General features: G+C 30.2%; 7 protein-coding genes and 1 tRNA gene. 5 read left to right on the forward strand and 3 right to left on the reverse strand.

Going from position 1 to position 12,450, the window contains the following annotated elements:
* Position 1: 1 nt before the first annotated feature.
* Entirely contained in the window at positions 2 to 2,485 is a 2,484-nt protein-coding gene (locus tag ACIJYE_RS00090; RefSeq protein WP_435090330.1) for a helicase-related protein, read from the reverse strand.
* A gap of 173 nt (positions 2,486 to 2,658) precedes the next feature.
* On the opposite strand from ACIJYE_RS00090, the gene ACIJYE_RS00095 reads away from it, so the two are divergent.
* The 3 genes from ACIJYE_RS00095 to ACIJYE_RS00105 all read left to right on the forward strand — a co-directional run bounded on the left by ACIJYE_RS00095 (position 2,659) and on the right by ACIJYE_RS00105 (position 7,359).
* Positions 2,659 to 3,885, forward strand: coding sequence for a pyridoxal phosphate-dependent aminotransferase (locus tag ACIJYE_RS00095; protein WP_435090332.1), 1,227 nt, complete (start codon positions 2,659 to 2,661; stop codon positions 3,883 to 3,885).
* A gap of 73 nt (positions 3,886 to 3,958) precedes the next feature.
* The gene (locus ACIJYE_RS00100; RefSeq protein ID WP_435090334.1) at positions 3,959 to 4,963 is read left to right on the forward strand and encodes a TAXI family TRAP transporter solute-binding subunit; all 1,005 of its coding nucleotides are present in this window, start codon (positions 3,959 to 3,961) and stop codon (positions 4,961 to 4,963) included.
* A 74-nt stretch (positions 4,964 to 5,037) separates the two neighbouring features.
* Entirely contained in the window at positions 5,038 to 7,359 is a 2,322-nt protein-coding gene (locus ACIJYE_RS00105; RefSeq protein ID WP_435090335.1) for a TRAP transporter permease, read from the forward strand.
* Here ACIJYE_RS00105 and ACIJYE_RS00110 read toward each other — a convergent pair whose 3' ends face one another.
* Positions 7,360 to 7,785, reverse strand: coding sequence for a PaaI family thioesterase (locus ACIJYE_RS00110; protein ID WP_435090336.1), 426 nt, complete (start codon positions 7,783 to 7,785; stop codon positions 7,360 to 7,362). It abuts the gene before it with no gap.
* A 119-nt stretch (positions 7,786 to 7,904) separates the two neighbouring features.
* Positions 7,905 to 7,981: transfer RNA gene (locus ACIJYE_RS00115), tRNA-Arg, on the reverse strand.
* Between the two features lie 159 nt (positions 7,982 to 8,140).
* Here ACIJYE_RS00115 and aceE point away from each other — a divergent pair.
* Together aceE and ACIJYE_RS00125 are read left to right on the forward strand one after the other, a co-directional pair.
* Positions 8,141 to 11,179, forward strand: coding sequence for a pyruvate dehydrogenase (acetyl-transferring), homodimeric type (gene aceE, locus ACIJYE_RS00120; RefSeq protein WP_435090337.1), 3,039 nt, complete (start codon positions 8,141 to 8,143; stop codon positions 11,177 to 11,179).
* Positions 11,179 to 12,444, forward strand: coding sequence for a 2-oxo acid dehydrogenase subunit E2 (locus tag ACIJYE_RS00125; protein WP_435090338.1), 1,266 nt, complete (start codon positions 11,179 to 11,181; stop codon positions 12,442 to 12,444). The genes aceE and ACIJYE_RS00125 overlap by 1 nt, the downstream gene beginning before the upstream one ends.
* The last annotated feature ends 6 nt before the right edge of the window (positions 12,445 to 12,450 follow it).

Consider the following 12,450-nt stretch of genomic DNA (forward strand, 5'->3'; position numbering starts at 1 on the left):
GTTATTTAAAGTTTAAATTTTTTAATATTCCAAATGGATTCTCATTTGCAGTTTTTTTTGTGAATATTTTTTTAAATTTTTTCACGGGATTGTACTTAAAGAAGGTTTCTTCATCTTTATTAAATACTTTATAACCCATTCTTTGTAAAAGTTTTTTGAAATTATCTTTACTACAACCTAGAAGATTTAACATTTCTGGTATCATTTTTATCTCTTTTTTTTCATTTGAACCTGAAGAATTTATAATTAACATAAATAATCTTTCAAGAATATCTATTCTAACAAATAAATTTTCAAATTTTTCAAAACCACAAAGCAACATAAAACTTTTATTTTTAGAATCTTTGTCTTCTAAAAAATTTAAACCAAAGGTAGGTGGTTTTAAATTATAATATTTTTGATGAAAATTTTTCCACAGTAGTGTTCTTAATGCTACAGCTTCTGGTTTAATTAATTGATATAAAAAAACATGGTACCTTCCAAATTTTACACCAAGTTCTCTCAAAATTTTTCTTTCATTCTGCTCAAGTGTTTTTAGATATTCTGTGACTTGTTCTCTTTTTAAAACACCATTATTTTCATATAGTTGATATGCTAAAGCTTTTACTGATGAATTATTCTCTTTTAGGTTTTTCAAATCAACTAGGCTTTTAAGAATAGTATTAATTTTATTTTGTATCCATTTATCAATATACTCACTTAACTTTTGTTTTTGAGTTTTTTCAACAGTTTCGTCGATAATAAGCTCAAAGTTAGGATTCAGATAGTCATTACCACTTATTAACTTAGCTATTGGAAAATCATTCCAGTAAATTTTAAAGTCATCATTTAATTTAATCAAACCTGTATCAATAATTGTTTGAATTCTTTTCTCAAGCTCAGGGCCTATTGATTGTCTTGCAGCCTTTTTTAATGATTTAATATCTGTCTCTAGTGCACCTTTTTTTAAATCTAGCTCTAATTTAAGACCATTTATTTTCCCAATAAAATGGTTGTCAATCATAACATTATTATTTTCTAAAATTTCTGTTTTAAATTCCATGTCTTGTTTTAAGCCTCTGGCAAGAACGCTTGCCCTTTTATCAATAAATGTTTTGGTAAGTTCTTCATGAAGTCTGTCTGAAAGTCTATCTTCTAAATGTTTTGTTTTTTCAATCCAATAATCTTGATTTTCTGTCCAATTATTTTTATTCGAAACATATGACCAAGTTCTAACATTTGCAATTCTATTTGATAAAGAATCAACATTTCCCTCCAATTTATCAAGCTTTATAAGCTGTAATCTCATAAAATCATCTGTGATTTGGTGTTTTCCGCTACTGAGGTATTTGAAAACATTTCCTATGACTTCATAATGATTTCCATATGTTTTTTTGACAAAATCAGGAATTTGACAACATTCCCACAAAAGACTGAGTAATTTTTTATCAAAATTTAAATTTAATAGGTTTTTATCTTTTAGAAAATATTTAAGAGCTTTTTCATCTTCACATTCATGAATTTTACGTAACCATCCCATCTGTGGTTTTTCTTCTAAAGATTTTATCAAACTAAAGGTATTATTAAAATTTAAGTTTGAATTTCTCCAAAATAAAGTCCTTATATCTTCAAATTTATGGTTTTCTAATAGCTCTACATCTTCAGCTGCAATTTCTTTACAATCACCAGTAACACCAAAACTACCATCATTTAAATATCTTCCAGCTCTACCAGCAATTTGACCTATTTCAGATAAATTTAGTTTTCTTAATTTTTTTCCATCGAACTTTTTAAGATTAGAAAAATAAACATAATCTAAGTCCATATTAATGCCCATTCCTACGGCATCCGTTGCTACTAAAAAGTCAACATCACCAGATTGGTAAAGTTCTACTTGAGCATTTCTAGTTTTTGGACTTAAAGATCCCATGACAATTGCTGCTCCACCTTTTTGTCTTCTAATTAATTCAGCTATTGCATAAACTTCTTCAGCTGAAAAAGCTATAATTGCTGTTTTTCTATTTATTCTTGAAATTTTTTTATGTCCTGCATATGTTAATTTTGATAATCTTTCTCTATTTATAAATTCTATATCACCATCTAATTTAGAAATTATATTTTTGATAGTATTAGAACCCATAAGCATTGTAAGTTTTTCACCTCTCATGTTTAAAAGTCTATCTGTAAAGATATGACCTCTTTCGTGATCAGCACACATTTGAACTTCATCAACACCAACAAAATCTAAATGTTTATCAATTGGCATGGACTCCACTGTGCATAGGAAATATTTAGCATTGGTTGGAATAATTTTTTCCTCACCAGTTATTAAAGCAACTTTATCTACACTGACTTTTTTTATGACTTTGTCATAAACTTCTCTGGCTAATAATCTTAAAGGAAAACCAATCATGCCTGACTCAAATGAAAGCATAGTTTCGATAGCCAGATGTGTTTTGCCAGTATTAGTGGGTCCGAGAACAGCAGTAATTTTGTGTTTAGTCATTTCTACCTTTGGTGTACTTTTTTTTATACCTACCAGATATTGTTGGTGTTAAAGAACAAAGATAGACTAAAACATGACCGAATCGGAGGATAAAAAGTTCTCATTTTGCTACAAACTATACTTAGATTAGCATAATTAAGATTAATTCTATAATAGTAATTTAAAAAAAAAGAATGCTAAAAAATTTAGTTAAAGATTTAAAACCATCCTCTACTTTACTGATCAATGAAACCTCAAGAAAATTAGAGGAACAAGGAAAAAATATATATAAATTTGGCTTTGGACAGTCACCATTTAAAGTTCCAGAGGATGTTGTTGAAGAACTTAAAAATAACGCACATCAAAATAAATACCTACCAATGCAAGGTCTTTTGGAATTAAGGAAGGCAGTAGCAAAATACACATCAAAAAGAAAAAATCATGATTATAAATCTGAAAATGTAATTATTGGACCTGGTTCAAAAGAATTAATGTTTTTATTACATGTTATATTTGACGGAGAAATTATTTTACCTGCTCCTAGTTGGGTTTCATATGCTCCACAAGCAATACTGGGCAGAAATAAAACACAAATTTTACAAACAAAAAGAGAGAATAATTGGTTTCCAACCGCTTCGGAAATTGAGGAGATTATTTTAAAGGATAAAAATAAAAATTATTTATTATTCTTAAATTCACCAAATAATCCATCAGGTCAAATTTGTGAAAATTTAGAGGAAATTGCTGATATTGCTAAAAAGTATAATCTTATTATTTTGTCTGATGAAATATACTCAGAATTAAGTTTTAAAGATAATTATCAATCTATTTCTAATTTTTGCCCGGATAAAACAATTGTTAGTACTGGATTAAGCAAATGGTGTGGAGCTGGAGGATGGAGATTAGGTTATTTTTTAGTACCAGACTCATTAATACAAATTAGAGATATGATTAATGTCTTAGCTAGCGAAACTTTTTCTGCTGTTAGTGCACCTATTCAATATGCAGCGATAACAGCTTATAACAATGATCATTCAAACTATATTAATATATCCAGAAAAATTTTAAGTGCAGTTGGTAACTATGTTTATGAAAATCTAAAATCTAATAAAATTTTGATCAATGAGCCTCAAGGAGGCTTTTATTTAATGCCTGAGTTTTTAAATAAAAAATTTAATACTTCATCAGAAATGTGTGGTAGCATATTGAATGGTACAGGTGTAGCCTTGTTACCTGGATCTGATTTTGGTTTTGATCAAAACAAAATGTTGGCAAGATTGAGCTTTACTGATTTTGATGGTCAAAAATTTATGAATAAAATTGATGTAAATCAAAAAATTGATAATGATCTTATAAATGAATTTGCACCTAAAATTATTGGAGGTGTTGATAAGTTAAAAAAATGGTCTGAATCAATATAAAATCTTACTATACACATCTAAACATTTTCTGTTAAAATTAACTTATAAAAATAACGATATAGAGGGAGAAATAATGAAAAAAATAATTACATCTCTATCAAGTGCTTTACTGATATTGGTTGCATCTTTGTCTTTAACTGGTGTAGCAAAATCAGCTGAGTTCTTCACGATAGGAACTGGTGGACCTACTGGAGTTTATTTCCAAACAGGTAATGCTATTTGTAAAATGTTACACAAATCAGCAATAAGTGCTGAACACGGAAGAAAAAAAGGTACAGCTAAGGCATATAGATGTACTGCACCATCAACTGGAGGATCAAATTATAATATTGGTCAAATAGCAGCTGGTGAATTTCAATTTGGTGTAGCTCAGTCTGATTGGCAATATCATGCTGTAAATGGATCTAGCAAATGGGAAGGAAAACAGTACAGTGATTTAAGAGCTGTTTTCTCAGTTCATAATGAGCCTTTTCAAATTTGGGCTAGAAAAAAAGCAAAGATTAAAGATTTTGCTGGATTAAAAGGAAAAGTTGTTAACATTGGTAACCCTGGTTCAGGACAAAGAGGAACTATGGAAGAATTAATGAAAGCAATGGGTGTTGATAATAGTTATTTCAAATCAACAACTGAACTTACATCTTCTGAACAAGTAAAAGCTTTGTGTGATGGTAAAATTGATGCTTTTGGTTATTCAGTAGGTTTTCCTAATGGTGCCATGGAACAAGCTGCAACTTGTGCTGCTAAAGCATCGCCAATAAATTTAACAGGTTCTGAAGTTCAAGGTTTAATAAATGGTGCTGACTATTATGCACAAGCTATTATTCCTAAAGGAACTTATACAGGTCAGAAAAAAGATGCTACAACTTTTGGTGTAAAAGCTACTGTAGTAACTTCTGCTGATGTTTCTGATGAACTTGTGTATTTAGTTGTAAAAGCTGTGATGGAAAATTTTGATGATTTCAAAAAACAACATCCTGCTTTTGGATTTTTGGAAAAGAAAAACATGATTAAAGATGGCTTATCTGCTCCACTACATCCAGGTGCAATTAAATATTACAAAGAAGCTGGATTAATGTAATCCAATTGAATAATTTAATTAAAAGGCCTGATTTTTATCGGGCCTTTTTTTTATAATAGAGTATCTTTTTCATAATGAATCAAAGTATTAATGAAAATGTAAAAAGTAAGATTAACGAAGATTTGTCACCAACTAAAAATCTTACAGGCTTTCATTTAAAAGTGGTTGCAGCTATTGCAATCATTTGGTCTTTATTTCAACTTTGGTATGCATCACCATTTCCCTTTATGTTTAATGTTGGAATGTTTAAAGGTCTACCAGCTAGAGCTATTCATTTAGGTTTTGCTTTGACTTTAGCATTTTTAATTTTTCCAATTACCAAAAATAAAAAAATTTCAATATTTGATATTATAATTAGTTTGGTTGCTGCTTTTTCATGTCTTTATATATATTTTTTTTATGATCAGCTTGTTGATCGTGGTGGAGTACTTTTAAATCTTCAAATTGGAGACAGCATTAATCTTCCAATTGAATTAATAGTTGGTAGTTGTGGCATTATAATTTTACTTGAGGCAACTAGACGTGCAATAGGTTTACCTTTGGTGATTATTGCAATATGTTTTTTATTATTTTCTTACTTTGGTAGATACGCACCAGAAATAATTTCCCATGGTGGGCTTTCATTAAATAGATTAGTTGGTTTTCAATGGCTAGATCAAGAAGCTATTTTTGGAATTCCAATAGGAGTTTCTGTAGATTTTATATTTTTATTTGTACTATTTGGAGCTCTTCTAGAAACAGCAGGTGGTGGAAAATATTTTCTAGATTTAGCTTTTGCAATGGTAGGAAAAATGAAAGGTGGACCTGCAAAAGCTGCAATTCTAGGCTCAGGAATGACTGGTTTAATTTCAGGTTCATCCATAGCAAATACAGTTACTACAGGAACTTTCACAATTCCAATTATGAAAAAAACTGGTTTTTCTAAAGAAAAAGCAGGAGCCATTGAAGTTTCATCTTCTGTAAATGGTCAATTGATGCCACCCGTAATGGGAGCAGCAGCATTTGTGATGGCAAGTTTTATTGGGGTTACTTATTTTGAAATCGTAAAACATGCTTTTTTACCAGCAATTATTTCATATGTAGCACTATTTTATATTTCTCACCTAGAAGCTTTGAAATTAAATTTAAAAGGAATGGATAATGCAGATGTGCCAAATTTAAAAAAAACATTTCTTTCAGGTCTTCATTTTTTAATACCTATTTTTGTATTAATTTATATGCTGGTTTATCTAAGGTTTACCGCTTCATACTCTATTTTTTATGCAACAATCTCACTTATTTTTGTTAATTTAATTTATCTATTTTTTAAAGGTGAAGGTTTTAAAAAACCAATTAAAATTTGGTTTAATCAAACTATTGTAGGTTTTGAAAAAGGTGCCTTAAATATGGTTGGTGTGGGTATAGCGATAGCAACAGCTGGAATAATAGTTGGAGCTGTTGGATCTACAGGATTAAGTACAAATTTAATTATCGTCATAGAGTCTATTGCAAAAGACAATGTTACAATATTATTATTTTTAACAATAATATTATGTTTGTTATTAGGAATGGGATTACCAACAACAGCAAACTATGTGGTTGTTGCATCACTAATGGCAACTGTTTTGGTTGATGTTGGAAATGCATCAGGATTTATCTTTCCATTAATTGCAGTTCATTTATTTGTCTTTTATTTTGGATTAATGGCAGATGTAACACCTCCTGTAGGTCTTGCATCTTATGCTGCTGCTGCTATTTCAGGTGGAGACCCTCTAAGAACTGGTTTGCAAGCTTTTTGGTATAGTTTAAGAACAGGAATATTACCCATTGTTTTTTTATTTAACCATGAGTTACTTCTAATAGGGGTAGAAAATATTTGGCATGCAATAGTAGTTATCATCACTTCCTTAGCAGGAATATTAGTATTTACTTCGGCAACTCAAGGCTGGTTTATTAATAAATTAAAATGGCATGAAATAATTATTTTTTTAATAATTTCTCTTTCATTATTGTCTCCTGAGTTTGTTCTTAATAAATTTTATCCTAAGTATAATTATCAAGATATTGATAAAATTAATTCAGTAATATTGGACCCAAAAAAAGAAGTACGATTTAAAATTACAAGACCAAGTCTGTATGGTGAAAGATATAAACTATTTGTGATTGATAAAAATACTTTTGAAAATGAATATAATTTAGAAGAGTATGGAATTATCTTAGTTAAAGAAGAAAATAGAACTATAGTTGACAATTTAAAGTGGAACGGACAAGCTAAAAAAAGTGGTTTTGAAATGGGTGATTATATAAGTGAATTTAAGATAGAAAATACAGACAGACCAAACAAAAGAGTTATTTATCCTATAGCAATTTTACTATTAATAATTTTTGGTTATTTGAATTATAGAAGAAAAGAATAATTAACCACCAGGACCTAAATTTGAAGGTTTGATTTTTAAAATCTTCCAAACTCCAGAGGCGGAAGTAATGATTTTATCATTACATCTTAATTCACAAAATAAAAATACAAGTGTATTCGTTTTTTTTAGTATTTTTGTAAATCCTGTTAATTCGTCACCTACTTTAGATGCACCAATAAATTTTAAATCTAAAGAAATAGTGACACATGGTGCATTACCAGAAGCTCTGTGGGCTGCAGTCCCTGCTCCAGCGTCAATTAGTGCTGATAAATAACCACCATGAGTTATTCCAGCTGCATTTAAATGATTTTCATTAATCCTAGATTTAAATTCATATTCTGTATCAGATATTGTTCTAAATAAAACACCCCCATTTTGTTTCATAAATCCAGGCTTAATACTTATTTGTTCAAATTCATTTTTCATAATTTTTTATAATATAAAAGCTAAGATTAATAAAATAATTAAAATAATTATAAAAAAATATATAACCGATTTTTGTAATGATGCTTTAAATAGCCAATCTAACATTTTAATTTCCTTTTTGGTGGACCGCCCAGAACTCGAATCTGGAATCTCCCGGTTCGTAGCCGAGCGCCTTATCCAATTTGGCCAGCGGTCCGTGTTTGTTTAATTTTTTAAATATCTCAAAGTTACTGTATTTTTTGATTTTATTAACATTTTTTGTTTAATTAAAATGTAGGTTTGCATAAAATGCTTAATTAATGTGCTAAAATAACATTAAATATACTTTTTTTTAGGTATATAAACCGTTTTAAAAATGAGTGAAAAATTACTTGTCCCAGATATTGGAGATTTTGAAGAAGTTGAAGTTATAGAAATTCTTGTAAAACAAGGAGATTTTTTAAACTTAAATGATCCAATAATTACGATTGAAAGTGATAAATCAAGTGTTGAAATTCCTTCAACAGTTTCAGGTAAAATAGAATTAGTTGCAGTCAAAGTAGGAGATAAAGTTTCGAAGGGAGACTTGATCTTAAGCATTACCTCATCAGGTGAAAACAAAAAAAGTGCCTCAATCCCAAAAGATACTGAAAGTATTATTAAACAAGCCGAAGTAGCTATGACTGAAAAAAAAGAAGAGGTCGTAGCTTCTAAAGAACCAGCTCAAAAAAAGGAACAATCAATTATTCAAGTGACCAATGGTAGTGATATTGATCCTTTAGAAACTCAAGATTGGTTAGAGTCTTTGTCGGCAGTTATTTCAAAAGATGGAAATCAAAGAGCTCATTTTTTAATTAAAGAATTAATTAATAAAGCATATCGTGAAGGAGCAAATATTCCATATACACAAAACACACCATACATAAATACAATCCCACCAGAAGCAGAAGTTAAATCAAATGGAGATCAAAATATTGAAAGAAGAATTAGGTCTTTAATAAGATGGAATGCTGCTGCAATGGTTGTAAGAGCAAATAAAAAGTTTCCTGAACTTGGTGGACATATAGGAACGTTTGCATCCGCTGCCACATTATATGACGTTGGAATGAATCATTTTTGGAGAGCAAAAAATAACAAATACGGTGGAGATTTAGTTTATTTTCAGGGTCATAGTGCTCCAGGAATGTATGCTAGAGCTTTCTTAGAAGGAAGATTAAATGAAAAACAATTAGATAGTTTTAGACAAGAAGTAAAACCTGGTGGACTTTCCTCATACCCACATCCATGGTTAATGCCAAAGTTTTGGCAGTTTCCAACTGTCTCAATGGGATTAGGTCCAATGCTTGCTATTTATCAAGCAAGATACATGAAGTATTTAATCAACAGAGGATTAATTAAAGATGAAGGAAGAAAAGTTTGGGCATTTTTGGGTGATGGAGAGATGGATGAACCGGAATCTTTAGGGGCAATTGGTTTGGCGGCTAGAGAAAAATTAGACAACTTAATATTTGTAGTGAATTGTAATTTACAAAGATTAGATGGCCCTGTGCGAGGAAATGGAAAAATTATTCAAGAATTAGAGGGTAGTTTTCGTGGTGCTGGCTGGAATGTAATAAAAGTAATTTGGGGCTCATATTGGGACTCACTGATAGCGAATGATAAAACAGGTCACTTGGTAAAAATTATGAACGAAACAGTCGATGGTGAGTATCAGGCAATGAAAGCCAGGGATGGTGCATATGTTAGAGAAAAATTTTTTGGTAAATATCCTGAAACACAAGAGCTAGTTTCAAGTTTATCAGATAAAGATATTTGGAGATTGAATAGAGGTGGCCATGATCCACATAAGGTATATGCTGCTTATGATAAAGCTACAAAAAACCAAGGTAGCCCAACTGTTATCATAGCCAAGACAATTAAAGGATATGGAATGGGTAAGACAGGTGAAAGTGTCAACACAACCCATCAAACAAAAAAATTAGATGTAGACGATTTGTTATATTATAGAGATCGTTTTGACGTTCCTTTAACAGATGAACAAGTTAAAAATGTTGAATATTTCAAACCTGATGAAAAATCTCCTGAAATTAAATATATAAAAGAGAGAAGATTAAATCTAGGTGGTTTTTTACCTGAACGAACAACTTACGCAAAACCAATTAAGGCTCCATCAAAAGATATTTTTGATTTTATGAAAGTTTCAACAGGTGAAAAAGAGATGTCAACAACAATGGCAATGGTCAGAATGTTTACAAATTTATTGAGAGATAAAAATATCTCGCCAAGATTGGTTCCAATAATTCCAGATGAGGCAAGAACATTTGGAATGGAAGGTTTCTTTCAAAAAATTGGAATATATGCACATGAAGGTCAAAAATACGAACCTGAAGATGCTGCACAGCTAAGTTCGTATCGTGAAGATAAAAGTGGTCAAGTGCTAGAGGAAGGAATTAATGAAGCTGGAGCAATGTCATCTTGGATTGCAGCTGCAACAGCATATACAAACCATGATATAGAAATGATACCAATTTATATTTTTTATTCTATGTTTGGATTCCAAAGAATTGGCGATCTTGCGTGGGCTGCGGGGGATAGCCAAGCAAGAGGATTTCTAATCGGAGCTACTGCTGGTAGAACTACTTTAGCTGGAGAAGGGCTTCAACACCAGGATGGACATAGTCATTTAATAGCTTCTACAATACCAAATTGTGTAACTTATGATCCAACTTTTCATTACGAGTTAGCTGTAATTTTTAGAGAGGGTTTAAGAAGAATGCATGAAAAGAAAGAGAATGTTTTTTACTATATTACTACAATGAATGAAAATTATTCTCATCCAGAAATGCCAAAAGACAAAAATTGTGAGGAAGGCATTCTTAAAGGAATGTACAAGATTAGAGAATTTAATAAGTTTAAGAAAACAAAAATTCAACTTTTAGGATCAGGCACAATCTTACGTGAGATGATGGCAGCGGCTGAAGTACTTCAAGATGAATATCAAATTGATAGTGAAATTTGGAGTGTAACAAGTTTTAATGAATTAAGAAAAGATGGAATGGAGGTTGAAAGATATAATCTTTTAAATCCAGATAAAGAACAAAAAAATTCGTTTGTTGAGAAATGCCTTGGAAAATCTGAGGGCCCTATTATGGCAGCATCAGATTACATGAGAATGAATTCAGATCAAATTAGACCATATACCAATAAAAGTTTTTATTCTCTGGGAACAGATGGCTTTGGTAGAAGTGATACAAGAAAAAATTTAAGAAAATTTTTTGAAGTAGATAAAGAGCATTTAGTTGCCTATAGCTTGAGTGTTTTGGCTAAAGAACAGTTGATAGCTTCAAAATATGCAAAAGAAGCAATAAAGAAATATAATATTGATGGTGAAAAACCAATGCCAACCAAATTATAATGTCAGAAATTGAAATTAAAGTACCTAATATTGGAGATTTTGAAGATGTAGAGGTTATAGAAGTATTAACTTCAGAGGGTAAAATAATTGTAAAAAATGATCCTTTAATAACGATTGAAAGTGATAAATCTAGTGTAGAAATTCCATCAAACCACAATGGTAAAGTCAAATCTCTAAAAATAAAAGTAGGAGATAAAGTTTCAGAAGGTGACCTAATATTAATTTTAGAGAGCAAATCACAAATAAATGAAGTTACTGAAAAAAACAAAGAAATAGAAAAAGAGTTAAAAAAAATTAAAGTAACAAAACCAGAAATTGACCAAATTTCACCCAATCAAAATAAAGCATCAGTTATAGATATTTCTTCCGCAAGTCCAAAAGCTCGAAAATTTGCTAGAGAACTAGGAGTTGATATTACGCAAGTTGTTGGAAGTGAAAAAGATGGAAGAGTTGTTGAGGAAGATATTAAAAAATTTGTTTCTTCTAAACCTAAAAACAACAATCAAATTATAGAAAGTAAGTCTAAAAAAATTAAGAATGAATTTGAGCATTCTGATTTTGGAGAAATTGAAATAAAAGATATTCCAAGAGTGAAAAAATTGTCTTCAACTTACTTGACTAATTCTTGGACTACTATACCCCATGTTACCAATCATGATGAGGCAGATATTACAGAGATGGAAAGTTTTAGAAGTTCTCTAACAGATATATATACTGGAGAAAAAATTAAAATTACTCCTTTAGCATTTATTATTAAAGCATTGGTGGCATCTTTAAAAAAATTCCCAAGTTTTAATTCTTCTATTGATGAAATTGAAACTGGAAAAATGACACAAAAAAAATATTACCATATTGGAATTGCTGTAGATACACCAAATGGTTTAATGGTTCCAAAAATTAGAAATGCTAATAATAAAAAAATATCGTTGCTTAGCAAAGAGTTAAGAGAAGTTAGTGAGCTTTGTAGAAATCTTAAAATTGATAAAAAAGAATTATTTGGTGGCTCAATGACAATAACTAGCCTAGGTGGAATTGGCGGGTCGTTTTTTACTCCTATAATAAATTATCCTGAAGTTGCAATTTTAGGAATTGGTAAGTCACAAAAAAAACAAATTTTTATAGATGGTAAATTTCAAACTAGAACAATGTTGCCAATATCATTATCTTATGATCATAGAATTATTGATGGCGCTGAAGCTGCAAGATTTAATAATGATTTGAAAGAAAACATAGGCAAAAATTTTGCTTACAAGCTAGCTATCTAAAAAATC

Source organism: Candidatus Pelagibacter bacterium nBUS_30, assembly GCF_051201245.1.
Classification (GTDB): Bacteria; Pseudomonadota; Alphaproteobacteria; order Pelagibacterales; family Pelagibacteraceae; genus Pelagibacter.